26 protein-coding genes and 2 tRNA genes are annotated in these 24,485 nt (G+C 34.1%); 20 read left to right on the top strand and 8 right to left on the bottom strand.

Going from position 1 to position 24,485, the window contains the following annotated elements; all coding sequences use genetic code 11:
• Positions 1 to 165: 165 nt before the first annotated feature.
• The 14 genes from IEV41_RS13605 (at position 166) to IEV41_RS13540 (ending at position 11,270) form a co-directional block, all read left to right on the top strand.
• The gene (locus IEV41_RS13605; protein ID WP_229722244.1) at positions 166 to 432 is read left to right on the top strand and encodes a CsbD family protein; all 267 of its coding nucleotides are present in this window, start codon (positions 166 to 168) and stop codon (positions 430 to 432) included.
• Between the two features lie 216 nt (positions 433 to 648).
• Entirely contained in the window at positions 649 to 873 is a 225-nt protein-coding gene (gene gerE, locus IEV41_RS13600; RefSeq protein ID WP_188389050.1) for a spore germination transcription factor GerE, read from the top strand.
• Between the two features lie 117 nt (positions 874 to 990).
• Positions 991 to 1,785, top strand: a complete 795-nt coding sequence (gene racE / locus IEV41_RS13595; RefSeq protein ID WP_188389049.1) for a glutamate racemase — start codon at positions 991 to 993, stop codon at positions 1,783 to 1,785.
• Positions 1,786 to 1,945: 160 nt separating this feature from the next.
• Entirely contained in the window at positions 1,946 to 2,740 is a 795-nt protein-coding gene (racE, locus tag IEV41_RS13590) for a glutamate racemase (protein WP_188389048.1), read from the top strand.
• A gap of 158 nt (positions 2,741 to 2,898) precedes the next feature.
• Positions 2,899 to 3,936, top strand: a complete 1,038-nt coding sequence (locus IEV41_RS13585; protein ID WP_188389047.1) for a GerMN domain-containing protein — start codon at positions 2,899 to 2,901, stop codon at positions 3,934 to 3,936.
• A gap of 148 nt (positions 3,937 to 4,084) precedes the next feature.
• Positions 4,085 to 4,822: a ribonuclease PH gene (rph, locus tag IEV41_RS13580; protein WP_188389046.1), complete on the top strand. Its 738-nt coding sequence runs from the start codon at positions 4,085 to 4,087 to the stop codon at positions 4,820 to 4,822.
• A gap of 13 nt (positions 4,823 to 4,835) precedes the next feature.
• On the top strand, positions 4,836 to 5,435 hold the full coding sequence (locus tag IEV41_RS13575; RefSeq protein WP_188389045.1) for an XTP/dITP diphosphatase: 600 nt from the start codon (positions 4,836 to 4,838) through the stop codon (positions 5,433 to 5,435).
• A 21-nt stretch (positions 5,436 to 5,456) separates the two neighbouring features.
• Positions 5,457 to 5,969: a metallophosphoesterase gene (locus tag IEV41_RS13570; protein ID WP_188389044.1), complete on the top strand. Its 513-nt coding sequence runs from the start codon at positions 5,457 to 5,459 to the stop codon at positions 5,967 to 5,969.
• Positions 5,970 to 6,063: 94 nt separating this feature from the next.
• A tRNA-Gly gene (locus IEV41_RS13565) sits at positions 6,064 to 6,137 on the top strand.
• A gap of 7 nt (positions 6,138 to 6,144) precedes the next feature.
• A tRNA-Arg gene (locus IEV41_RS13560) sits at positions 6,145 to 6,218 on the top strand.
• A 133-nt stretch (positions 6,219 to 6,351) separates the two neighbouring features.
• The gene (locus IEV41_RS13555) at positions 6,352 to 7,362 is read left to right on the top strand and encodes a tyrosine-type recombinase/integrase (protein WP_373284227.1); all 1,011 of its coding nucleotides are present in this window, start codon (positions 6,352 to 6,354) and stop codon (positions 7,360 to 7,362) included.
• A 335-nt stretch (positions 7,363 to 7,697) separates the two neighbouring features.
• Positions 7,698 to 8,492 (top strand): hypothetical protein, encoded by a 795-nt coding sequence (locus IEV41_RS13550; protein WP_188389043.1) that lies wholly within the window; start codon positions 7,698 to 7,700, stop codon positions 8,490 to 8,492.
• Positions 8,489 to 10,279 (top strand): hypothetical protein, encoded by a 1,791-nt coding sequence (locus IEV41_RS13545; protein ID WP_188389042.1) that lies wholly within the window; start codon positions 8,489 to 8,491, stop codon positions 10,277 to 10,279. The genes IEV41_RS13550 and IEV41_RS13545 overlap by 4 nt, the downstream gene beginning before the upstream one ends.
• Positions 10,280 to 10,811: 532 nt before the next feature.
• Positions 10,812 to 11,270, top strand: a complete 459-nt coding sequence (locus tag IEV41_RS13540) for a hypothetical protein (RefSeq protein WP_188389041.1) — start codon at positions 10,812 to 10,814, stop codon at positions 11,268 to 11,270.
• 292 nt (positions 11,271 to 11,562) lie between these two features.
• On the opposite strand, the gene IEV41_RS13535 is transcribed toward IEV41_RS13540, so the two are convergent.
• The gene (locus IEV41_RS13535) at positions 11,563 to 12,558 is read right to left on the bottom strand and encodes a hypothetical protein (RefSeq protein ID WP_188389040.1); all 996 of its coding nucleotides are present in this window, start codon (positions 12,556 to 12,558) and stop codon (positions 11,563 to 11,565) included.
• A gap of 175 nt (positions 12,559 to 12,733) precedes the next feature.
• On the opposite strand from IEV41_RS13535, the gene IEV41_RS13530 reads away from it, so the two are divergent.
• On the top strand, positions 12,734 to 15,475 hold the full coding sequence (locus IEV41_RS13530) for an nSTAND1 domain-containing NTPase (protein WP_188389039.1): 2,742 nt from the start codon (positions 12,734 to 12,736) through the stop codon (positions 15,473 to 15,475).
• Between the two features lie 387 nt (positions 15,476 to 15,862).
• Positions 15,863 to 16,750, top strand: coding sequence for a hypothetical protein (locus IEV41_RS13525; protein WP_188389038.1), 888 nt, complete (start codon positions 15,863 to 15,865; stop codon positions 16,748 to 16,750).
• A 428-nt stretch (positions 16,751 to 17,178) separates the two neighbouring features.
• Here IEV41_RS13525 and IEV41_RS13520 read toward each other — a convergent pair whose 3' ends face one another.
• On the bottom strand, positions 17,179 to 17,793 hold the full coding sequence (locus IEV41_RS13520) for a hypothetical protein (protein ID WP_188389037.1): 615 nt from the start codon (positions 17,791 to 17,793) through the stop codon (positions 17,179 to 17,181).
• Positions 17,794 to 18,010: 217 nt separating this feature from the next.
• On the opposite strand from IEV41_RS13520, the gene IEV41_RS13515 reads away from it, so the two are divergent.
• Positions 18,011 to 18,847: a hypothetical protein gene (locus IEV41_RS13515; protein ID WP_188389036.1), complete on the top strand. Its 837-nt coding sequence runs from the start codon at positions 18,011 to 18,013 to the stop codon at positions 18,845 to 18,847.
• A gap of 158 nt (positions 18,848 to 19,005) precedes the next feature.
• Here IEV41_RS13515 and IEV41_RS13510 read toward each other — a convergent pair whose 3' ends face one another.
• Positions 19,006 to 19,503, bottom strand: a complete 498-nt coding sequence (locus tag IEV41_RS13510) for a hypothetical protein (RefSeq protein WP_188389035.1) — start codon at positions 19,501 to 19,503, stop codon at positions 19,006 to 19,008.
• A gap of 827 nt (positions 19,504 to 20,330) precedes the next feature.
• Entirely contained in the window at positions 20,331 to 20,945 is a 615-nt protein-coding gene (locus tag IEV41_RS13505; protein WP_188389034.1) for a PH domain-containing protein, read from the bottom strand.
• A gap of 307 nt (positions 20,946 to 21,252) precedes the next feature.
• Here IEV41_RS13505 and galU point away from each other — a divergent pair, with 307 nt between their 5' ends.
• Entirely contained in the window at positions 21,253 to 22,131 is an 879-nt protein-coding gene (gene galU, locus IEV41_RS13500; protein WP_188389033.1) for a UTP--glucose-1-phosphate uridylyltransferase GalU, read from the top strand.
• Between the two features lie 331 nt (positions 22,132 to 22,462).
• On the opposite strand, the gene IEV41_RS20070 is transcribed toward galU, so the two are convergent.
• The 4 genes from IEV41_RS20070 to IEV41_RS20260 are packed head-to-tail and all read right to left on the bottom strand — an operon-like array spanning position 22,463 to position 23,113.
• Entirely contained in the window at positions 22,463 to 22,630 is a 168-nt protein-coding gene (locus IEV41_RS20070; protein ID WP_229722243.1) for a hypothetical protein, read from the bottom strand.
• Positions 22,631 to 22,651: 21 nt separating this feature from the next.
• On the bottom strand, positions 22,652 to 22,840 hold the full coding sequence (locus IEV41_RS20065; protein ID WP_229722264.1) for a hypothetical protein: 189 nt from the start codon (positions 22,838 to 22,840) through the stop codon (positions 22,652 to 22,654).
• Positions 22,786 to 22,995 carry a glycosyltransferase family A protein gene (locus IEV41_RS20060; protein ID WP_239534569.1) on the bottom strand — a complete coding sequence of 70 codons (210 nt, stop codon included), beginning with the start codon at positions 22,993 to 22,995 and terminating at the stop codon, positions 22,786 to 22,788. The genes IEV41_RS20065 and IEV41_RS20060 overlap by 55 nt, the downstream gene beginning before the upstream one ends.
• Positions 22,901 to 23,113: a glycosyltransferase family A protein gene (locus IEV41_RS20260; protein ID WP_308420341.1), complete on the bottom strand. Its 213-nt coding sequence runs from the start codon at positions 23,111 to 23,113 to the stop codon at positions 22,901 to 22,903. Before IEV41_RS20260 ends, IEV41_RS20060 begins: the two co-directional genes overlap by 95 nt.
• Here IEV41_RS20260 and IEV41_RS13490 point away from each other — a divergent pair.
• A complete protein-coding gene (locus IEV41_RS13490; RefSeq protein WP_188389032.1) occupies positions 23,079 to 23,249 on the top strand; it encodes a hypothetical protein in 171 nt (56 codons plus the stop codon). The two genes, IEV41_RS20260 and IEV41_RS13490, sit on opposite strands and share 35 nt — an antisense overlap.
• A gap of 174 nt (positions 23,250 to 23,423) precedes the next feature.
• Positions 23,424 to 24,431, top strand: a complete 1,008-nt coding sequence (locus tag IEV41_RS13485) for a hypothetical protein (RefSeq protein WP_188389031.1) — start codon at positions 23,424 to 23,426, stop codon at positions 24,429 to 24,431.
• Positions 24,432 to 24,485 lie beyond the last annotated feature (54 nt).

Below are 24,485 nucleotides of genomic sequence, written 5' to 3'. Positions count from 1 at the left end.
TGTTGTATTCCTCTCTCTTATACTATTTGTCTGTTATTATATCGTAACGGTTACGATTTGTAAATAATAATAATTACGATTTATAAAGACTTATTTATCATGCTGTACATAAAAGTTTTTTTATGTGGGAGGATATGTATATATTCTCACAAAGGAGTTTTTGCTATGCATAAGGATATAGGAACAAATAATTTCATGGATAAAGTGGATCAAGTAGCGGATCAAATGGCGGATACGTTCGAACGGATTAAGAATGATGATAAAGTACAAGGTATTGCGGAACAAGTAAAAGGGAAGGCAAAAGAAGTCGTTGGTCAGTTAACGAGTGATAGTAGTACAGAGTTGGAAGGTAAGTGGCAACAAGTTAAAGGTGCTGTACAAGAAAAGATTGGAGAAGCAAAAGACTTATTTAAACAACCACCAACGCAGTAAAATACCATTGAATCTCTCTTTTTTATAAAGGGAGATTTATTTTTTATCTTACGGGTAAATACTGCTCGTTTTATTTAATGAACTAAGAATAAAAAACTTCCCATTATTCTCGATAGCTTTTATGCACCACAGAGCATAAGGTTTCATAAACTAAATTGACTAAATATATACCCATCTGAACGGCAGCTCTTGCTTAAGCAAGGAGGGTTCACACTTTTGGAGGAAAATAATTTTCAATCAAAGCCGTTGCTCACAAAACGAGAAAGGGAAGTATTTGAGTTGTTAGTTCAAGATAAGACAACGAAAGAAATCGCGAGTGAGTTGTTTATTAGCGAGAAGACAGTAAGAAATCATATCTCAAATGCGATGCAAAAGCTTGGAGTAAAGGGGCGCTCACAAGCAGTAGTTGAGTTACTTCGAATGGGAGAACTCGAGTTATAGTATTCAACCGGCTTTCTTTCGTGTAAAGAGGAAAGTCGGTTGTTTTAAATAAGAAGGAAATGAGTAGCTTACTGTGTAATATACATAAGAAAATATTCTCGAAAATGGGGCGATCTTGTGGATAGACCAATTGGTGTAATTGATTCAGGAGTTGGCGGGTTAACAGTAGTGAAAGAAATTATACGGCAATTACCGAAGGAAGAAATTATATATGTAGGAGATACAGCGCGCTGTCCATATGGATCGAGGCCAGTTCAAGAAATTCGTCAATTTACGTGGGAGATGACGAATTATTTAATGAAGAAGGATATTAAAGTATTAGTTGTTGCATGTAATACAGCATCTTCTGTCGTTTTGAAGGAGTTAAGTGAGAAGTTGCCCATACCAGTGATTGGAGTTATTCACCCTGGAGCAAGAACAGCTCTTAAAGTGACGAATAATTATCAAGTTGGTGTAATTGGTACGATTGCAACGATAAATAGTAAGGCGTATGAAGAATCATTGAAGGAAATTAATAGTGAAGTAATGATACAGAGTGTGGCATGTCCTAAGTTTGTTACGTTAGTAGAGACTCTACAATTTTTGACGGATGAGGCATATTCGGTTGTCAAAGAATCGTTAACTCCGTTTGAACAATCTCAAATGGATACGCTTATTTTAGGGTGTACGCATTATCCTCTCATACGCCCAATTATTCAAGAAGTTGTAGGGCAACACATTCAATTGATTTGTTCGGCAGATGAAACGGCTCGGGAAGTGAGTACAATTTTGTATCATAATCGCATGTTGAACAACGGGAAGGCGAAGCGAGAACCTCTTTATTTAACAACGGGTGATCCAACTGCTTTCCGAGCAATTGGTTCTTATTTATTCCGTAAAAAGATTCATCACGTCCAGCAAATAACGTTATGAAGATAACCAGTGTCCTTTAGAGGGCTGGTTATTTATTTTTGATTAGGATTTATTTTACATTGATTTTTCAGATGAACAGGAGGATAATTTATAGTTAGGGTCAATCTTAAGACAGTATGACTTACATAGACAATTTATATCAGAAAAATGGGGCGATCTTTTGAATAGACCAATCGGTGTCATTGATTCAGGAGTTGGTGGATTGACTGTAGCGAAAGAAATTATGCGTCAATCACCGAAAGAAGAAATCATTTATTTAGGCGATGCAGCAAGATGCCCATATGGGCCACGAAGTGTAGAAGAAATTCGTCAGTTCACATGGGAAATGACGAACTATTTATTAGATAAAAATATTAAATTGTTAGTAATTGCGTGTAATACTGCAACGTCGGTTGTACTAGAAGAAATGCGAGAGAAGCTTTCTATTCCTGTTATTGGTGTTATCCATCCTGGTGCACGTACAGCAATTAAAGTAACAAATAATTATCATGTTGGTATTATTGGTACGATCGCGACAATTAAAAGCAATGCGTATGAGAATGCGTTAAAAGAAATTAATCAAGATACAAAGGTAGAAAGTCTAGCATGTCCACCTTTCGTACCGTTAGTAGAAAAGTTTGAGTTCGAATCATCAAAAGCATATGAGGTAGTAAGAGAGACGTTAGAGCCGTTAAAACGAACGAATATTGATACGCTTATTCTTGGCTGTACACATTATCCACTACTAAGCCCGGTTATTCAAGAAATAATGGGACAGCAAGTGAAACTTATTAGTTCGGGTGATGAAACAGCACGAGAAGTGAGTACAATCTTACACCATAGTAGTATGCTGAACAAAGGAAAAGAAAAGAACGAACATCAATTCTTCACGACAGGTGATACAGAAACATTTAGAATCATTGCTTCCCATCTATTTGGTAAGCAAATTAATAATGTACAGCAGATTTCATTGTAATGGGTATAGCCGGTGGCTATACCCATTTTGTTATGTATATGTACGATACGTCGCTAGAATAGAGAGGATATATGCTGAAAAAAGTTTTTTTATGTTTGGTCTAAAGTACAAGTTAGCTCGTATACATAGTAGTACAAACATGGGTAGGAGGGTTTTGGATGAAACAGAAAAAATCATTCATTCTTGGATGTGTTGTTTTATTATGTGGGGGATTATTATCAGCTTGTGGTATTAACTATGATCAAGTCGGAAAAGACTTAAACGGTGAGAAACAACCAGCGCAAGAAGCGAAGAAAGAAGAAGGTAAGGAAGAAAGCAAAGAGAATAAAGAAGCTATAACAAATGGGACAGAAATTTATTTAATTGATAAACACGGTTATGTTGTACCACAAACAGTTGCAATTCCAAAGGAAAAGGCAACGGTTGATCAAGTTCTTCAATACTTAGTAGAAGATGGACCAGTTGCAAATGTACTTCCGAATGGCTTCCGCGCAGTTTTGCCAGCGGGAACAGAGATGAAAGTGAAAGTGGAGAAGGAAGTGGCGACAATTGACTTCAATCCAGAATTCCAAAAATATAAAGCAGAAGATGAAGCGAAAATCCTTCAAGCTGTCACTTGGACGTTAACGCAATTTGAGAATGTGAAGAAGGTGAAGTTCCAAGTAAATGGTTCTAACTTAGCTGTTATGCCAGTAGCGAAGAGTCCGATTGGAGACGGATTGACGAGAGCGAATGGCATTAACTTTGATTATAGTAATACGACAGATGTAATGAATACGAGACCTGTTGTTGTGTATTTCTTATCGGAAAATGCAGGAGGGGTATATTATGTTCCAGTAACTCGTCGTGCTCCAATCGATGGAACGGATATGCTAACAGCTGCAGTAAATGAATTAATTAAGGGAGAAGATGTCCAATCAGAGTTAGTGAGTGATTTAGAAGAAGATGTGAAGTTGCTAGGAGCACCACAGCTGAAAGATGGTGTTGTTACATTGAACTTTAACGAAAATATTACGTCAAAAGGTAAAATTTCAGAGCATACATTAAAGTCACTTGTCTTATCATTGACTGAGCAAAAAGACGTTAAAAAAGTAGTTGTGCAAGTAAACGGGAAGACAGATGTGCTTGATGACAAGGGAGAAAAAATAACAGAGCCTGTTAGTCGCCCACAAAAAGTGAATACAGGTAGTTATTAATAAACGATATTTGCTATAATAAATAAAAGGAGGAGTATTCCTCCTTTTATTTATTTCTATGAAAAGATTTTTTTATGAAAATGGAAGTTGATTTCTTTTCTGAATAATTATTGGCTATACTAATGTAGGATTAAAGGAGGATGAACTAATGAGAATAGATGGAAGAAAGCAAGATGAATTAAGACATATTAAGATTGAGACAAATTACATAAAGCACCCGGAGGGCTCTGTATTAATTTCTGTTGGGGATACGAAAGTAATTTGCTCAGCAAGTATTGAAGATCGTGTACCTCCTTTTATGCGTGGTGAAGGAAAAGGTTGGATTACAGCAGAATATTCAATGTTACCTCGTGCGACAGAACAGCGTACAATGCGTGAAGCGACAAAAGGGAAAGTAACGGGCCGTACAATGGAGATTCAGCGTTTAATAGGTCGTGCTCTTCGTTCAGTTGTTTCATTAGAAGATTTAGGCGAGAAGACGATTTGGATTGACTGTGATGTTATTCAAGCAGATGGTGGCACGAGAACCGCATCCATTACAGGTGCATTTGTCGCGATGGTATTAGCATTAGGCAAGTTACTTGAAAAGGGTAGTATCAAGAAGTTACCAATTAAAGATTACTTAGCTGCAACATCTGTTGGAATTGTGGATGAAATTGGTGTTGTGCTTGATTTAAATTACGAAGAGGATTCAAAGGCAAATGTAGACATGAATGTTATCATGACAGGAAAAGGTCAATTTGTAGAATTACAAGGAACAGGAGAAGAGGCAACATTCTCCTATGCAGAACTAAATGAATTATTAGCAGTTGCAGAACAAGGCATCCAAGATCTTATTCAGAAACAAAAAGAAGCGTTAGGTGAATTAGCACAACATATCGAATAAGGGGATAGACATAATGAAAACAATCGTTATTGCAACAAATAACCGTGGAAAAGTGAAAGACTTTGAAACATTATTTAAACCATTAAATGTGAAAGTGAAATCATTGCATGATTTCCCTGAGTTAGAAGAAGTGGAAGAAACAGGGGAAACGTTTGAAGAGAATGCGATTTTAAAAGCAGAGAGTATTTCAAAGCAATTAAATGAAATGGTTGTAGCGGATGATTCAGGTCTAATAGTTGATGCGTTATCAGGGAGACCAGGTGTATATTCAGCCCGATATGCAGGACCGGAAAAGAACGATAAAAAGAATTATGAGAAGTTACTGCAAGAGTTAGGTGGCGTTGAAGAAAAGAAACGTACAGCTCGTTTCTACTGTGCACTAGCACTTGCAACTCCAGGGGAAGAAACAATCTTTGTGAATGGAACGTGTGAAGGGAAGATTGCACAAGAGCCGGCTGGAGAAAATGGCTTCGGATATGATCCTGTTTTCTATGTAGAAGAAAAGAAACGTACAATGGCACAACTGACGGCGGAAGAGAAAGCGGTAATTAGTCATCGTTCTGAGGCACTTCGTAAGTTGACGCAAGTATTAACAGAGAAGATGGGGAAGTAAAGAGAACGGGGGATACATACGATGAAGGTGTTAATTGTAAGTGATAATCATGGCTCTACAAGTGAATTACGATTGTTGAAAGAAAAGTATGCAACAGAAGTCGATGCGTTCTTTCATTGTGGTGATTCAGAACTATCTTCAACGGATGAAGAGGTGCGAGGATACTACATCGTGAGAGGGAATTGTGATTACGGTGTAGACTTCCCTGTAGATATTACAAAAGATGTTCAGGACACGCGGTTTTATGTGACGCACGGACATTTGTATGGTATCAAAACGTCACTACAACGTATTTTGTACCGTGCGGTAGAAGTAGAAGCGAATATCGTCTGCTTTGGTCATTCGCATGTTCGTGGTGTGGAGATGATTGATGGTATTCTCTTCGTAAATCCAGGAAGTATCTTATTACCCCGTTTGTATAAAGAAAAGACCTATGCATTAATAGAAAAAGATAATGAGCAAATGACAGTTCGTTTCTTAAACACTGAGCATGAAGAGATAGACTATGTTACATTTTCAATAAGCCAAGGATAATCCCTTTGGCTTATTGAAAAAAAGTGTTGACTTCTAAAGGATATATGAATATAATAAAAAATGTCGAAAGAGACAAAACATAAAAAAGACATATGCGGGTGTAGTTTAGTGGTAAAACAAGAGCCTTCCAAGCTCTGGTCGAGAGTTCGATTCTCTTCACCCGCTCCATACATATGTCCCGGTAGCTCAGCAGGATAGAGCAACGGCCTTCTAAGCCGTCGGTCGGGGGTTCGAATCCCTCCCGGGACGTCCAAAAAAGCGTGCTGAAAGTGCGTCAGATAAGCCTTCTATATCATTTAGTGAAACGGTCAGTATAACGGTCACGTAAGAAATTACACCTGTTATCGACTTCAGAACTGAATGGTATAGGAGGTTTTTTGTTGTGACGAAAAAGAAAGGTTTACTGGATATTAAGGTGGATGTAAAAGGATTGTTAGCTGAATTGCCTAAGCAAAATTCTAATGCTTCTAAAAAAGAAATTAAAGTACCTGTGGTATCTAATAATGATTTCATGCTAATTGATGAAGCTCTGGATATTGTTGCAAGGCAAATGACGGTGAGTGGTTACAGGAGTCGGACTATTAGTGACTATATTCTACATGTACAGCACTTTCAGAGTGTAACAAACACAAAGCGTATTGAAGATATTTCAGCAGCTACCATTTACCGTTGGTTAGATAGTATGAATGTAAGTAATCAAACAAAGTTAACACGTTTAAAGTGTTTGAAGGCTTTTCTTTCACGTTGTTTTGATAACGGTTGGATTAAAATGAAGTTCTGGAAGACAATTAATATTAAAGTTGACCAGAAGATTAAAGAAGGTGCTACAGAGCATGAGATAAACCTCTTGTTATCTGTATTAGACTTAAGTAACTTCATTCAATTAAGAGATGCTGTAGCTATTCTAGTGATGTTTAAGACTGGTATTCGTATTAACACATTGGTTCAGCTTGAGGAACGGCATATCGACTTTGGAAACAATGTATTAAACCTCGAAGGGAGCATCATGAAGAATCATCAACAGATTAAGTTGCCTTTTGACGACTTGTTGAGAAAACTTTTAGAAGTATTGATGAAGCATAATGTGGTGATTAGACAAGAATATGGAAAACAGAATAGTTGGCTATTCATTACTAAATACGGCGATATCATCTCAAATTCTCCAACTCATAATAACATTCAGAAACGATTAAACAAATATGCTAGGATGTATGGGCTGAAGAATATTAATCCTCATGCACTAAGAAGAGGTTTTGCTAAGTCCTTACTGGATAAAGGTGCGAATGTGGCTGTGATTTCTAAAGCGTTGGGTCATAGTGATATAGCGGTTACAACCAAGTACCTGCATTTAGATGTAGATGAAGTAGTGGATAGTTTGCGTTCCTATTTATGAAATGATGAATAGGGGGTACTTATGACCATATTGATTACAACATACATGAATAAGTGTGATAGCACTGCTATACCTGCACTAAAACCCCATTCTCTATTCAGAAATGGGGTTTTTTGCAGGACATATAAATATAATCTATATATATCCGCCTAAAAACAATCGTCAAAATCATGTAAATACGAAATCATCGTTACATGTAATTGGACAATTCTATGATTATATTATATAATTATCTCATGATATAAAAAGTGTAGTAAACCCTCTTAATATATCATAATTATACATTGAAAGTCAATCTGCTGTCAATAGACTTTTAATAAAAAAGGAGGAATTATATGAGTGAAAAAAAATACTGCAAAGATTGCAATAAAAATGTAAAACATGAAGAATTTCATCATCAAGGAAACAGGTGTAAAAAATGTAGGAGTCAAAAATCAAAGAATCGAATCGATGCTTTGACGGGTATTCAATACGCAAAGCATTTACTACATCAGTCCTGTATAAGAGCCTTGGAACGGTGTAGAAGAAATGAGAAGAAACATTATCGTGGAGTGGAAATCGATTGGGAAAAACCATTGGATATGAAAAATGCTTTAATGGAGAAGGAAGATTTTTGGTATGAGTGGCTAAGGTTAACCGAGGTATATGAAATAAGTGGAAGGAAAGATACGTTGAGGCCTACATTAGACCGTATAGAAGCAGATATAGAAAAAGGAGGACATTATATGTTAAGCAATATACAAGCACTTCCGCATGGTGAAAATACAGTCAAAGGCGTCGGTACAAAATGTAAAGTAATGTTTATTAAAAATTTAAGGCCATTTAGAGTTGCAGACTATGAGTCTATGGAAGCTGTTATGAAAGAATTGGGGATTTCAGGACGTAATGTATTAAATGTAATAAAAAATAGTGGTAGAATGCATGAAATTGATAGCGCTTACTCCGTGTTTGTACAGACTATAGATGGACAGTTAAAAGTGCAAGATACTCCATCTTATAAAGCAGTTATTACTATGAAGAAATTCTTGGTAGATAATGTGACGGGAAAGGAATACCTTATAGGCATAAGGCAAAATAGTTTTTATACTTATGGTATTTGGTTCAATGAAAGTCAGATGATGCCAGAATGAAAATGATGTTAGATAAACATGCTTATGCATCAAAACCTAATTATGCGGGAGATATTAGTAATAGACTAATTGAGTCTCCAATTGATATTGACGTTAGAGGTTTAGGGAAAGAATTGGCGAAAGGAAAGGCTTTTGTACCAGGCTACTTTATAAAAAAAGATGGTACGATACAAAGAAAAAGAGAATATTGGCATTCTCAGGAAGTTGTAGCTTTAGACTTTGATAATGGAATGAACTTAGATGAGGCAATTAATGAGTTCTCTGATACAGCGGCCTTTATGTATACTACGTTTTCTCACACGGAAGAGAAGCATAAGTTTCGAGTAGTGTTTGTTTTAGATAGACTAGTATACGTAGCCGATGAAATTGAACAAATAATAACGGGGCTAATGAGTAAGTACCCGCAAGCAGATGTGCAATGTAAAGACTGCACTCGTTTATTCTACGGAGGAAAAGAATTAATCGAGTTGAATTATGATAATAGATTAGGTGTAAGTAGTTTCTTAAAAACTGATATGAAGAAAATAGATAATGAAGAAATAATACAGTCTACAAAAAAACAACGAAAAAAATCTAATGGATACAAGGTGAATAGCAATATAGCGGAAAATATCCAGCTAATAAAACAGAAGAACATAGGAAAACTACACGAAATAATTAACCCCGAACCCCAAATTATGCATAATAATTATGAAATCTTCGATTACTTAAAGAAACGTGATTTACGTTTATATTTAGGAATTCATACGGATAAGAACTTCATTGATATCTTCCACGAAGAGAATAATCCAAGTGCTTCAATTTATGAATCAAATAAGAATAATGGGCATCAACTATATAAATGTTTTTCAGATAGTTACTCATTCACTGGGACTATTTTGGAGATAACAGAAAAATTACTGAACTGTTCTATTTTAGAAGCGAAAAGATTTCTTATGGAGTTATACAAGATTGAGCTGCATGAGAGTGATATGCAAAAAGAGCTAAAAGCAGTAATTGATACATACAAGGAGTTTTTGCAGTCAGAAGACTTGGAGGAAATGTATCCTAATTTTTATAAGGTTTTTTCTAATCATGGATACCTAAAAGATATGTATATACTTCTTGATTTAGTGAAGGAGTACTTACCTTCAGGGGATGACCCTCGATTGTTGTTTTATCACTCTATTGAAACAATAGCTAAAAAGTTTGGAAGGAGTAAGAGTGTAACACATACAAGAATGAATCTTTTTACATTCTTTAATCTATTATCGAAGCTTAATGTAGAAGAAGTTCCTAAACAACTGTTGGATATTCAACAGAGTATAAGGAAGAAAAAAGGTTATAAGTACTTGAATAGTACTTATGAGATGCATCTATATAGTTATGATTTTTTTAAAGAGATAGATAGCAAGTGTAAAATGTGGCTACAGAAAAAATGTACAACTAAGACAATAAATTACGAAGGAATAATGAGGAATTTTGGCATAGAAGAAGCGAATAGAGTATTTCCACAAGATAAAGGAAAAGAAATTTCTACTTTAAGTGAAGATGTAGTGTCCATGATGCATAAAACAGTACTTGAAAATATTAAACAAAAAGGATGGACTTCTGAACGAGAGGTATTGGATAGCGTTAAACTTTATTTTAAAGGTCAGCAAAACTTTAAAGAAAAACAATTTAAAATTTGTTTAGGTGAAATGTTAAATGCGTATCATCTTGAGTGTATAAGATTAAATAAAGAAATAAAAGGGGAAATGAATATAGGAGGAAATGGCTACGGCTATATTATTAGAGAAAAGGTGTAACTACTATTGTATGGTTTAACATAAAAACACGAAAAAAATACGGAGTACCTGAAATGTTCGCTTAACACTAGGTACAAATAAAAACACGAAAAAACATAAAAATACCAAAAACATTATTTGATTTAAACGTAATGTTAAGCGAGTATTTCATAAAAAAATGATTTTATTCTTTGTGAAAATATAGCGTCAGGTATATCGTTCTTCCGATATAAGGTGGATTTTAATTAAGAAAAGTAGGATGGTTTAGTACCTACTATTTTTCACACAGTAATTTCCATGTATAGATACACTCATTTTAAGTTAGTACAATAAATAGTGATATTGCCTTCTAATCTCTATTAAAAATGATTACCGAAGGTTCATATTAAGATTTTATCATGGGCCCATGTATTTTTACCGTGAACATACCCGTAAACTTTTATTGAATGATATAATTATATTTAGTAAAAATTAGGATATGAGAATTAAATGTATTTAAAATGGGGGATTGTTCTGTTAGAAGTGATAACTATTTTAGGGGAGGAAATATCGAATGAAGAAATTGTTTTTGTTATCTGTAATTATATTTGTTTTTTTAAGTGCTTGTGGTAGTAGTAGAGATTTATCAAATGTAAAAACATCACTTTATGGTCATTGGACAGATGAAGAATCAGGCGCACATTATTATGTCGGTGATGGAATCTTAATACAAGTTATTAAGGATAAGGTTGAAGAAAAAACATATAAAGTCCTGGAACATGATGAAGTGAAAAATATGGTGAAAATACGTGAAGAAACTGAAAGTGGAACAGTATTTGATAGAGAGATTACATTTAAGAATGATAAAAGGGAAACTGCTGAAGTGATGATAGATGCATCTTCGTATAAAATTGGAAAGACAGAATTTGGCTCGGAAGCAGAAAAATTGATTAATGAAAGGGTACGAGAAGCAAATAAAGATAATGAGAAGAAACATGATTGGAAATATATAGATGATAAGCAGCGGCCATAGAGCTATAAGATATGTTATGTAAAAGCAGGGAAGTCATCTCTGCTTTTTACGTGTTCCTTCACGTGAAATCGATTATCTATTCAGGTAATCAGTTTTTTGGCGGACATATAAATATAATCTATATATATCCGCCAAAAAACAAAGAGTCAGTCTAAATCATATACATAAGCTCCCTAACAATAAAGTTAACAACACAAAAAAAGAATTGTCTAATGTTGGCTTAATATTAGTTAAAAATAAAATAAAAAGGTTGTTTGAGTTGAGTGGATATTTAATAAAATCTGTCTTTTATTTATTTTTTGCCACAATGAAGATTGAGTAACTGAATAGCTATTTCTCTTGTGATGACTTTCCATTTAGTCAGAGCTTGTACAGGAAGGTTAAAGGTAGGGTCAAAAGTTCTTTTCTTATTTAATTTATGGTGAATGTAATTATTTCGGGTCTGATACAGAGATTTTGCTAATGATTTGGCTGTTCCATTGTTTTGGATAAGTCGGTGTTCTTTAGAGAAGGTTAATAATTCCTTTGAATCTATGGACTCAACTAACATTATTAATTCATTTTCTTCATTCCCTGTGCCAAAAAATGTTTCTATGAATCTATAGTAAGCGAAAAAGTTATAATCATCTGATGACTCGCCTTGATTAAATGAAGAAAGGTTACTAACTATTGGTGAACCCCAGTCTAAGTTTAAGTTGATTTCGGTATAATTAAATAATTCACTGGTTACGCCAACTGTTCGGAAGTCAATAACTCGTGGGTAAAGAAACTCACGATACTCCTGTTCAATGTCCTCAGAAAATTTAGAACCAATATAAAAGAGAGCTTTCTCTATTTCGAGAGAGAAGGTGTCCTTGCTAACTCCGTTAAGTTTAAGAGTGTAAAAATCATACTTTGATTCATCTTCATAAGATGTTAGGAAGCTAAAAAGTTCGCTTTTTGAACCAATTTCAAAGTGATAACTTCCAAAGGAGTATGTCTTTCCAATTTCAAATAAGCCATGGTAATTTTCTTGTTCCATAAAACCTGTTATGCTAACTTCACTATATCCATCAAGAAAATAGCCATGTCCACTGACATAGCGGTAATTATTCATTTTTTCTAGGTCTTCATGAAGTTTTTCTTTATGAAGTTTTTCCTTTTGAAGATGTGAGGTAGTAGTGGTATTTTTTAAGTTAAAGACTACTTCTTTTTGGAATTTATGGTCAATTATTTGGAATTTTTCTCCACTTATTTTTTGGTATGATAAATCGCTATAGTTGTTTAGTTCGTTATCTAGTAACAGCATTTTTTATTTCTCCTTTTGTTTTATCAATCTATATTTTATGATATCTAATTTAATAACAAGCATACTGGTTTATTTTATTACATTTATGAGGTTGAATGATATAATAATATTATAAATGTATGTTTATGGTTTTATAGGTTTTTAATTGTATATTAGGAAATAAGGTGGTAGGGGAATGGGTAATTTTATTGAAATTGTTGTGTCAGATAAATCTACCAATACTCAAAAAGGAAAACTTTTGGAAGTGTTGGGTAAAGAATTACTATCTATTTTGCAGTATGAAGTGATGGATGAAGTAAGAATTACAGCGATGGAAGTGGATTTGTTAGCTAGAAATCGTATTAGTGGTGAAACAATTTTTGTGGAATGTAAAGCCCATCAGAATACTCTATCGTCCGATGTGCTTACAAAGTTATTAGGAAATGTATTTTTTAAGGGCGTTTCTTCAGGCTGGTTATTTACGACTGGACCTCTTAGTAAAGATGCAAAGGGATTTAAAGAAGAATGGTCTCAGAGACCTTCAGAAGAAAGAAGAAAACTAAATATTTATACATCTGATAAATTAGTAGAACTACTAATTAATTCGGGGAAAATATGTAATCCTTTAACCTTACCTAGAGATGAAAAATATACATATGCAGAGGAAAATACTCTTCTAGTGTCTGAATATGGAAGGTTTTGGGCAATTAAAGTATTACATGTTTCAGCAGGCGTACCTTTTGGAGTAGTTTTGTACGATGCTGAAAATGCCAAACTGATAACAGACAAGGATGTTCTTAATTCGCTTTCAAAACTCCAAACTTCATTTGATGACCTTGAGTTTATTACTAGTGATTTAAACAAAGAAAATAACATAATTACAGATGAGATTATAGAGGAGCTTAGCAACATTGCTACAGTTACAGGTGGAGACCAATGGGCAGATTATAGGCCGTCTAGGCCTAAAGATTTTGTTGGGCGAGAAGATTTGCTTCGTGAAATATTTAAGTATCTTAATTCGGTGGCAGAAAATGAAACTAGCACACGACTTTTAGCCATTAAAGCTCCTTCAGGCTGGGGGAAAAGTTCTGCATTATTAAAGTTAGTTTCCAATGCAGAGGGGAGAAGGTATAAAACTAAATACTTTGTTCATGCGGTAGATGTGCGTGCGGCAACTTCACGTCGATATGGAGAATTGTCATTATTGTCTTGTGTCAACTCTGCTATTGAAAAGGGATTTATTAATAAACCTAAAAAAGAATTAATTATAAATAGTGTTAATAACCCTTTAGCAAGTGAAGGAATGAATGAGTTATTACAATCATTAAAGAGAGAAAGTAAAGTATTGGTTTTATGTTTCGACCAGTTTGAAGAAATATTTTCTAAAAATGAGTTGGCGGATTTGTTTGAAAGCATACGAAGACTAGCAATTGCAATAGATGCAGCTAAAGAAAATATTGTGCTTGGTTTTGCTTGGAAAACAGATGGAACAACGCCAACAGACCATCCAGCGTATTATATGTGGCAAAGTTTATCTGATAGAAGAAGAGAGTTTCAACTCTCTACATTTATCCCTAAAGAAATACATAGGGCATTGGGGATATTTTCAAAGGAATTAGGACAACCGTTAAATCCGAACTTGAAAAAATACCTAATAGACCATTGTCAGGGATATCCTTGGTTATTAAAGAAGTTATGTATTCATGTTCATTCTTTAATTAAGAGTGGTATTGAACAAAATGAAATTATGGGAAAAGGGCTGGACATCCAAGCTCTATTTGAAAGAGATTTAAGTGAATTATCTGCTTCAGAGTTAGCGTGCTTGAAGAGAATTGCTAATGAATCGCCTGCAGACTTCTTTAAAATGGACCAAGACTTCGGGAGTGAGACAGTCCATGCTCTATTGAATAGAAGATTAATAATTCGCAAAGCTCACAAACTAATATTATATTGGGATATTTTCAGGGACTATGTTTTAACGGGTTCTGTACCTCAAATAACTGTAACGTATATACCTCAAGGGAATTTGAAAAAGTATAACGACTTGCTTCAATTATTATTAAATGAAAGAGAGATGTCTTTAACTGACCTAGCAAAAAATTTAAAGATAAGTAGAAAGGCTTCAGAAAATCTCATTCGTGATATGGTTATGTTTGGGAATGTAACTAGGCAAGGGGAAAAAATCATTCTTCTTCAAGAAACAGAGATAGAGGCAATAAATAAAGCATATTCTTTCTTTAATAGTCACATTTTATTAAAAACATTAGTAACTCAGTATGGTGAAAGTTTTGGTGTAACCTCCCAAGAATTTGGAAAGACATTCATTAACTTGTATAAGGAATCTCAATTTAGTGAAAAAACTTTTGAAGCATATATTAATAGGGCTATAAATTGGTTTTTGGGATTAAATATTATGAGGTTTAATCATGGGAAAATTACTTATTTATCGGAGAAAGTCCCTATAACTAAACAAATTTTAATATCTAAGGGTAGAATAACTGTTAATGCAAAACTACATCCATTTTTAGGAGCTGCTCCTGCAGAAAGAGTTTTAGAGTTAATTACGAAGGTTAAAGCTGGGATAAATGATGAGGAAGAGTTGAAAAAGCTAGGCTTGAGAAATGCAATTACTGTTCTAAAATCGCTTGGACTAGCAATAAAACAAGTGGATACATTAAAATTAGTGAATTTATATGATGATTATGAAAAGGTTTTAGCTAATAAGGTTCTTGAGACGGAAACACTTCAATTGATTGAACATTATATTAAAGAGAATGAAATTCCACCTACCGCAAAAGAAGTTGGAACAATAGTTGCTGGACTTTTAAATAGAGAATGGAAAGATGCTTCTAAAACTCGTACAGGACTATCGTTATTAAAATGGCATAAGTGGGCTATGGATATTATTGGTAATAAAGACCCTTTAGTCCTTGTATAATAAATACCCCCTATTAATTTCATCGAAGTTAATAGGGGGTATTTATATTTTTAAAAGTCATCTTAATACTAAATCTCTAAAAGTTTTTCGTATTTTTCAAGTGTATTTTTGAGAGCCTCTTCACACTTGGGGTTAATAATATTAGACGATTTCTTTATGATAACTTAGTTATTAGTGAATTTTAATTTTAGGATACCCCCTTCTCGAGTATCAAATTGGTTATACAAGTTCCTTTGGTAATGATAAATCTAACATGTTATCAATTTTTATAATTTTATATTAGTATGATTTTAAGTTTATAGTAATAAAATTGCGAAAATTGTAGTAAAATGTAATTATATAGATATATTGGATGTTCTGAATAATGAAGATGAGGGGTGGTTCTATATGATAAGTATTTATGAAGCGAATTATAAGAAAAAAGAAAAACAAGAGCTGATTTATATTGATAGTGTTAATCCTGCAAATTATATTGATAAGTATAGAGGGAACTTGTACTGTGCAACGGCCAATTGTTCGGCTAAACTAGCGTATGTTCATAAAGAAAATGACAGTGACCACTTCAGAACGTGGAGAGGTAGCCCGCATATAGAAACATGTCTATTTTACTTTGAAAAAGTAGCAACTCGTGAGGGGAAAAGAACAGAGGGGCAAGTTACTGGTATTGTAAGTGATGAAAGAATAAAAAATTCTCTTAGAGAAGCCTTTTTATTAGAAATGATGTCAAAAGAGCAAAAGAAGAGACAGCGAGAAAGAGATAAAGAAAGAAGGAAAAGAAAGCGGGAAAGAGAGAAAATCCGTGGTGGAACAAAGAAAGAAGCTGCTCAAAGAATAGTATCTAATCCTGATGAAATTAATGAAAATTTAATATCTGGTGGGATGAGATTGTATAAAAAAAGTGCAGATGCATTAAAAGAAAAGGATTTAGGGGAAACAAGAACGGTTACAGGCCAATTAAAGAGAGTGTTAATTAATAGCAGTAAAAGTATAGTGATAGAAGTCGAGAAAAATAATGTTCAAGTTAATATTAAATTTGAAGAAGCATTTTTTGCTGCAAATAAGAGCTATGTTGGGATGTTTCATCATATAGAAAGATACTTGAATGAACATCGAAACCTAGTGTTTTCAGCAACTGGTGAAGTACGATTTAGTAAAATTAGTAATAGATATGAAATTGTGGTCTTTAATAGTGTAGGCTTTTTAATTCATAATAAGACGTTGAATAGGATAGTGGTAGAACATTCGCTAATAGATGAGAATAAGGAAGCAAATTAATTCAGAAGTTACGATGATATTTATTCACTATACTATGCGTTCTCAGATTGTGGGGACGTTTTTTGTATTTTAAAGGAGAGGTAGTGTAGAATTTAAAGATTATAATGTAGCAGAGAGAACAGTATCTATGCACCCTGCTACATTTAAAAAAGATGAAAGTCCAATTCAACTGTTTGAATAAAGGTGTAGCGACTGTTCTTTTGCGTTGGTAAAGGGAGTGTTATACATGTATGAAAAACATTTCTAAAGTTATTTGAAAGAGAATTAGGAGAGAAATACACTGCAGTTTTAAAATTGTATAGTTTTCTTTTTTTGACTAGTGATGCAGATTCTCCTTTAGTTATAGTCTATTTGACCTTGATTTCTTGTGTAGTTTATCCAATTATAAAAAACGTTATAGATAGAGGAATAAAGGTTTAGTGTATTAATTATTTTATTGGAGTTCTTTTTTCTTTACGGTCTTGGTTATCGAACATCTCTCTTATTGATTTTCCAACAGCACGTTCAATAATTGAAAGGATTTTTTTTTGATTTTCTTCAAATTCATCAAAAGATTGTTCATGACGTATTAAATCGGCAATCTCTGCAATAGCTTTCTTTAATTTTACACGTTCAAGGCTGGCATCAGATTTTTTCATGGGTTGTGGTTGTTGTTTGAATTTAGTGTTTAATTCTTTTGCTTCGTCTAACCTCAATTTTAAGTTTTCTTTATATCTCCCAACATTTTTCTTCCAACGGCTAGTTTCAGCCTTTCGTGTTGCCCACCTCTTGGTAAATTCTTTTCCATTATAACGTAATTTCAATTCGGCCTTGTATTCCTCATCTTCGTTTTTACGTCGTGAAAACTGTGTGAGGAGGTCAGCGTATAAAGATTTTAGCTCTTTTAACCATTTTACTACAGATTCTTCATCTTTTCTTAATTGTCTGGCTAATTGTTCATTCAGTTTATTTTTAATATCTAACTGGATTAATTCTTGGAAGTTTTCATCATCAAGTTTTGAATAATCTTTAGGGGTTTCTCTCATCAGTCTATTATAATCCATTATATGGGATCCCTCCATTCTATCGCTCTATGACGCTACTATTTTACCATAGTTTGGAATTATCTTTCCAACAATTCATTTATGATAGGAGAAATTGTAACTATATATAAATTGGTTAGAGTGTATTTTAATAATTAATGGAAGATGAATTATTGTACAAATGAGAAATATCAAAGTAAAATATTTTTTGTTTGTATATAATAAAGGGGGACTAAAAATGGGTTTTTTAGGACTAACAAAAATTGATGAAGAGAGGCTTCAATATGAAGTGATTTCAGATAAAGCACGTTTAAAGTTAACCCGTTTGATTAAGATTGCATCTAATAGTGATGATACTAGTCTTCATCTATTAAGACAAAACAGATTTGTAAATATAGCTAACAATGTTCTTGGTAAACCACTTTATATACTAGAGTCAGATGATATGGGTGAATACCAAGTTGCTGAACATGCTTGGCATTTTGGGGAAATTGAGATTATAATGAGGCGACCAAATACAACACAATTAGTTGGAATATTGGCAGATATGCTACAAGAAAACTTGTTAGATATTAATATCGTTAATGAAATTCTAATTGAAGATGGGACTTCTATTTTTTTTGAAGCGGAAAATTATAATAATGTCAAAGTGTACATTACTCCTGTTGAAGAAATAGAGGATGTAAATGATTCAGAGGAACACCCAAATATCAGGAAATTAGTCAAGAGAATGGATAATGTACTTGCTGATAGGGATTACTCAGCTGTTTTACATACAAGTGCAACAATATTTGAAACGTTAGCGAAAGATGTGGTAGGGTTAGCGGCTATTGAAAACCAAACACTCGGAGGCTTTTTTGATAGGTATCGAAAGAATTCTAGTCTTCCAGAACCTATTTTGGATTATATAATTGAAATATACAGAAAAAGAAATAAAGAACCGTTAGCAGGACACGGGAGTACTCAACTTCCTAATATTGAAGCTGAAGAAGCTATTATGTTAGCTGAAATGACTAAAACCTTTGTACGAATTGAAAGGAAGTTAGCTTTACCTCATAAAAATAACATTACTTAAATGAAAAATGTATACAAAAAAGTTACATAAAAATTCCAAAGACATGGATGAATTCTATAAAAAGCTTAGAACCCTTGATTTATAAGGGCTCTAAGCTTTTTCTGTCTTTGCAAACCAATTGTAAACAATTAGACGAATTAAGTTTCTAAAGAAAATTTTTACTTAATTAGATTATTTACAAATGTCGCTCTCTGGTTTTCGTCTTTTGTAAATGGTACGGAAATGAAATAAGCATTATTTACTTGCTTTAAGATTTCTTCATATTCACTGTACGCACTTTTTGAATTTCGAGAAGGTTTACCAAATAACGGACTTAACATCATTGAAGTTTGTTCACCCATATCGATATTATGTTTACTCAACGATAAATAAGTTTCAGCAGTAATAATAGCGGGTTCTGGTGGCTGATTAGGTTCGGATTGTTCGAAAAAGTATAAAAGGTATTCAATTTTAGTTAATTCGTTATCTTCTTTTTCAACATATCCTTGGTAACCAAATAACTCACCATTCTTAGCTATTAGCCGAACCATGTCGTTAGCTATATATTCTCCGTTAATATTAGGATTCTTACTAACTAGGCCTTTTCCATGACCTGTGACTAATACACCTTTTTCATTTATCTTATCTAAATCTGCATAAAAATCATTTTTGGACATAAATTTCGCCTCTTTCAAAAAAGTAATAATATTCAATATTATACCATTAATTATTATTTTATAAAAATTTTTCATTTTTAAGAGTGTTAATTATATAGGTTTACACCAGTCAGTTTTGTATGCCTTTTGATAACTCGTAAAATAGTCGATTTTGATGTTGGTCTGACATCATAGGAGAATAAAAGATTAATTTTTCCAAATTCTTCTTGTAGAGGCTTCCATATTTTTAAGATATCTATTGTATCAGTATCTAATGCAATTGCATGCATCCCTGCTTTGTTTTTTCTTGGTTTAATCGTTCAGTAATTACCATTTTTAAGACGTAGTGAATAATTGATGGTTAATATAAGATTATCTAAATCAATATCTTGTTCCCAGTGCAAAGCAGTAGTTTCATATACACAGTATAGACATTTCTATATATGAAAGTATTTCAAATAGATATTGAATTCATAAACGAGCCCTATTATAATAAGAAAAGCGATAACGGTCAAAGTTCGGAAAATGACCGTTGCACTGAGCGGAGTAAAAGTATTGGTATATAAGGGTTTTCTAGAGGATAGAGCAACGGCCTTCTAAGCCGTCGGTCGGGGGTTCGAATCCCTCCCGGGACGTCCAAAAAGCGTTAAGTTTGTATGAACTTAACGCTTTTTTTGTTGTGTAAAATAAGCTTTCTGGTTCATGGTGAGAAAAATCAATAATGAGCTAGAGGGCTTATTATTTTGCTTGTTTTAATTGAAAGGAGAAAGAGTGGATTTGGTGAATCCTTCTCCTTATATAGAAAAAAGCAAAGGTGCCATTAAATCGTGCCTTTGCTTTTTTCTTGATTAATTATTAATAAACTTCTCAAATACATGCCCGAAGTCTTTTGTACTGTATTGATCTCGTGTATCTACGAGCCAGTTGAATGCAAATTGGTTAATTTCTTTAAATTGCTCAGCAAGATTTATTTCTGCGTTTCGAACGTTATTTAATGTGCAAGATGCGATGTCTAAACTTCTGTTTGCATATTGTGTCGTAATCTCGTTGTCGTGCATAATTTCTGAGATTTTAAATAGGGCTTTGTACAAGTCTTTTATTTCTTCGATATGTTTCTTATGTACGTCGATTGAGTAATGTTCGCCACCCATTGTGAACTTAATTTCTACATCTAAATCAATTGTACCAGCTGTTTCAAGTGAAACATTTGAAATACGGTGTGTATGATAGTTATAGCGTCGGAGAGTACGTTTTTTGCTTACTGCGCTCGTTCCATCTACGTGAACAAGAGCTGTGTTTGTAAAGCAATACTCATCTGTCTTTGATTTGATAAGGAAGTAAATTTTCTCGTCTTCTTCGTGCATGATGTAGTCATCTGCTTCTACTTTGTCATAGTCGGCAGGTTTGATAACTGTACCAATATCACTTAATCCTAGTAGGTCGTTTGCAACTTTTTTGAACATACTTTTTATCCTCCTGATTTACGTATTTAGACTGGTTCCCTTTTAGTATACCATCATTGTAGAGGTGGTCATTCGTTTTTGTATGGAAGAGGAGACAGCGTATTCAATCTTGTTTTGTATATAAACATTTTTTAGCGAAAGTGACAAGCTTTCTTTTAGATTCATGAATGTTAAAATTAACGTTAATTTGCTATAATTATGTAGTAGTTATTATTTGGAAGAGTAATTGTTTTATTTTTTATAGAGAGAACCAGCAAATAACAACAAAATGTCCCTCTGGAGATTTTGTTATTGGAGGTTATATGCAATGAAGAAAGTAAGAAAAGCGATTATACCGGCGGCGGGATTAGGAACGAGGTTTCTCCCGGCAACAAAGGCGATGCCGAAGGAAATGTTACCGATTGTGGATAAGCCGACGATTCAATATATTGTGGAAGAGGCAATAGAATCAGGGATTGAGGATATTATTATTGTTACTGGAAAGGGAAAGCGTGCGATTGAAGACCATTTTGATAATGCGTATGAGTTAGAACAAAGTTTGATAGAAAAAGAAAAATTTGAATTATTAGAGAAGGTGCAAGAGTCTTCTAAAATGGTAGATATCCATTATATTCGTCAAAAAGAACCAATGGGCCTAGGACATGCTGTATGGTGTGCACGAAAATTTATTGGGGATGAGCCGTTTGCAGTATTACTTGGAGATGATATTGTACAAGCAGACAAGCCCTGTTTAGGACAATTAATTAGCGAATATGAAAAAACATTATCGTCTGTTATCGGTGTGCAACCTGTGCCGGACGATGAAACACATCGTTACGGTGTAATCGATCCAATAGAAAAGGATGGACGCCGTTACCAAGTTCGCCAATTTGTTGAGAAACCAGCACAAGGAACAGCTCCTTCTAACCTAGCGATTATGGGGCGTTACGTGTTAACACCTGAAATCTTTATGTTCTTAGAAGAACAAAATATAGGTGCGGGTGGAGAAATTCAGTTAACAGACGCAATTCAGAAGTTGAATGAAATCCAACGTGTATTTGCGTTCGATTTCGAAGGCAAACGTTATGATGTCGGAGAAAAATTAGGATTTATTGAAACGACTATTGAAATGGCGCTCCAAAAAGAAGAGCTACGTGAGCAATTAATTGAGTTCATGTCAAAAGCAATCACACAGTATACGAAATAATGACAGAAGAGAAGGTATCTGGTTGAATGCACGGATTATGAAAACATCACTCTTAAGCATGTGAACCAAAGCATTAAGTATAATTTTATGCTTCTTTTCCCATTGTAGAGGGTGAAGTTGTTGCAGTATGTCTTTAAATCACGCTTTATTTGCAGTGCCTCTTCATTTTTCCACTTTGTTGTGTTCTTTAATATAAATGCATGCGTTGTTAATAACGTTGTAAGGTAACAAATATTTTTGAAAAGCTTTTATTACGTTATAAATAGTTTCATGAGGTGATTCTGGGCCTTTTTCATCATCCGGTGGAAAACATCTAGCTCTTTTGTCGTTTTCAACGAGTATTGTTATACTTTGATGACAAGTTTCCACTTGCTAGGATACGATAATACGTTAAATATTCATCTACATAGCATACATTTGTTATGCTCATTACTTTGAAGAAGAACTCTAAGTCTTCGCCCCAGCTACAATCAGGAGTGAAACGAATATGATGAATCATTAAAGTATCACGTTTAATGATTCAGGTACTTGTTTGAGCCAGTACTTGGTGCGTAATGAATGCATGTGTGATATAGCCTTTCATGAAGTTTGTTTTCTGTTCGACTTTTTCTTCTGTTGCTTCATAATAATACTTATATCCACAATAACCCGCATTCATGTTGGTGGCGTGGAGGTTTTTATTTGTTTCCCAATTTTTGTTGGATGCCATAAGTCATCGCTATCTAGAAAAGCAACGTATTCTTCTGTTGCGTGTTCGGTGGCGGTGTTTCTAGCAACTGCAACACCACTGTTTTTTTGGAAATATAACGAATGATATCTTAATTTTGTTTTGTAGTTGTTTGATAATTGTGGCGGGTTGGTCAGTATTTTCGTCATCTACAACAATGATTTCAAAATTTATATATATCTGATCTAAAATTGAAGGTAAGCAGTACTGTTGGATTGTTATGGTGAAAGATAGTGATGTATTAGCAGTTGCGATTGAGGATGCATATGAGAAGAAAGAAGGCGAGCTAAGAGAGAGCGGCGATAGGTTGTATGAGCGAGCAACGACATATTTCTCATTAGAGAGCTTACGTAAAGAGACAGTGAGATATTATAAAGAAATTGTAAGATAAATATGTTTTAAAAAAGATGATCTTTGGATAGGAACAAAGATCATCTTTTTGTTATATTTTCATATATAAGGGGTTTAATTTTATAGTTGAGTTTGTCCCTGTATTCTTGTTACACTGTAGGGAAGATAAATAGTCTATCAAAGAACAAAATTATACATAGATGAGGGCGAAGTGATGATGCAATCAAAGGATGGGGAACAACAAAATAATATTGTGTTATTTCCGCAATTAAAAAGACGATTGTTAGAGCGTGGCCATGAGTGCTTGAACGAGAAACGATTTCAAGAGGCTTACGATACATTCCAAATGATGCGAGATTACGAATATCATACGGCGGAAACAGAGCTAGCAATAATTATTTGTTTAGTTGAATTAGGTCGTCTACAAGAAGCAAAAGAAACGTGTGAGGAATTAGTGTGGGGCAAGATGCAACACTTTGATGCGCTTGAAATTTACTTGTCTATTTTAGTACAATTAAATAATTACGAAGAGGTAGAGCGTGTCTTGCAACGAGCGCTTCACGAAGAAGGTGTTTCGGAAGAACATATCCAAAAGCTTCGAGCGCTGTTAAGTATTTCGATGAAGATGACTGAATCTGTGGTTGATGATGAGGACAGTGAAGAGTTACAGCATGTACAACGTGTGTTGATTCAAGGAGACGATGTGAAAGAACAGATGACGCTCGTACAATCATTACATGGACGAATGTTGAAATATGCCTTGTCAACTTTCCGCGAATTCCTAGCAGATGGGGAAAAACATCCACTAGTTAAGACAATGATTCTACACGTCTTGATGAAAGAAGAGATAGAGGCAACGTTACTTGTGAGAAAGTTCAGGAGGACAATGGAAGTAAGTCCTTTTGTATTGTATGAGGAAGGTGATGATCCGTTCGTACAACGTGTTATGGAAGTAATTGAGGAGAAAATTGGACAAGAGAACCCTATGCTTGCCGAAACGGCAAGAGATTACTTCCTACAACATTTATATACATTATTCCCGCTTCTTCCGGACCCGCAAGAAGAGAACCTGTGGGCTGCGGCACTTCATACAATTAGTGTTCGATTATATGGATTTGCTGAAGGGGCAGAGATTGTATCTCTATACGATGTAGATGAGGAACAATTACAGGATGCAATTCAGTTTTTAGTAGAAATAGAAGAAGTTTCGACGATATTATAAGGATTGGTAGAAAAAAGAATCCTTGCAAATCTTGAAACAATTATATTCTATGGT

Source organism: Priestia taiwanensis (genome assembly GCF_014638355.1).
Taxonomy (GTDB): domain Bacteria; phylum Bacillota; class Bacilli; order Bacillales; family Bacillaceae_G; genus Priestia_D; species Priestia_D taiwanensis.
This window is presented reverse-complemented; position numbering and strand designations above follow the sequence as displayed.

Coding starts and splice junctions, on each gene's coding strand:
- IEV41_RS13605 (WP_229722244.1), top strand. CDS start 166: ATGCATAAGGATATAGGAACAAATAATTTCATGGATAAAGTGGATCAA.
- IEV41_RS13585 (WP_188389047.1), top strand. CDS start 2,899: ATGAAACAGAAAAAATCATTCATTCTTGGATGTGTTGTTTTATTATGT.
- rph (WP_188389046.1), top strand. CDS start 4,085: ATGAGAATAGATGGAAGAAAGCAAGATGAATTAAGACATATTAAGATT.
- IEV41_RS13575 (WP_188389045.1), top strand. CDS start 4,836: ATGAAAACAATCGTTATTGCAACAAATAACCGTGGAAAAGTGAAAGAC.
- IEV41_RS13570 (WP_188389044.1), top strand. CDS start 5,457: ATGAAGGTGTTAATTGTAAGTGATAATCATGGCTCTACAAGTGAATTA.
- IEV41_RS13550 (WP_188389043.1), top strand. CDS start 7,698: ATGAGTGAAAAAAAATACTGCAAAGATTGCAATAAAAATGTAAAACAT.
- IEV41_RS13545 (WP_188389042.1), top strand. CDS start 8,489: ATGAAAATGATGTTAGATAAACATGCTTATGCATCAAAACCTAATTAT.
- IEV41_RS13540 (WP_188389041.1), top strand. CDS start 10,812: ATGAAGAAATTGTTTTTGTTATCTGTAATTATATTTGTTTTTTTAAGT.
- IEV41_RS13535 (WP_188389040.1), bottom strand. CDS start 12,558: ATGCTGTTACTAGATAACGAACTAAACAACTATAGCGATTTATCATAC.
- IEV41_RS13530 (WP_188389039.1), top strand. CDS start 12,734: ATGGGTAATTTTATTGAAATTGTTGTGTCAGATAAATCTACCAATACT.
- IEV41_RS13525 (WP_188389038.1), top strand. CDS start 15,863: ATGATAAGTATTTATGAAGCGAATTATAAGAAAAAAGAAAAACAAGAG.
- IEV41_RS13520 (WP_188389037.1), bottom strand. CDS start 17,793: ATGGATTATAATAGACTGATGAGAGAAACCCCTAAAGATTATTCAAAA.
- IEV41_RS13515 (WP_188389036.1), top strand. CDS start 18,011: ATGGGTTTTTTAGGACTAACAAAAATTGATGAAGAGAGGCTTCAATAT.
- IEV41_RS13510 (WP_188389035.1), bottom strand. CDS start 19,503: ATGTCCAAAAATGATTTTTATGCAGATTTAGATAAGATAAATGAAAAA.
- IEV41_RS13505 (WP_188389034.1), bottom strand. CDS start 20,945: ATGTTCAAAAAAGTTGCAAACGACCTACTAGGATTAAGTGATATTGGT.
- galU (WP_188389033.1), top strand. CDS start 21,253: ATGAAGAAAGTAAGAAAAGCGATTATACCGGCGGCGGGATTAGGAACG.
- IEV41_RS20070 (WP_229722243.1), bottom strand. CDS start 22,630: ATGATTCATCATATTCGTTTCACTCCTGATTGTAGCTGGGGCGAAGAC.
- IEV41_RS20065 (WP_229722264.1), bottom strand. CDS start 22,840: ATGGCATCCAACAAAAATTGGGAAACAAATAAAAACCTCCACGCCACC.
- IEV41_RS13490 (WP_188389032.1), top strand. CDS start 23,079: ATGGTGAAAGATAGTGATGTATTAGCAGTTGCGATTGAGGATGCATAT.
- IEV41_RS13485 (WP_188389031.1), top strand. CDS start 23,424: ATGATGCAATCAAAGGATGGGGAACAACAAAATAATATTGTGTTATTT.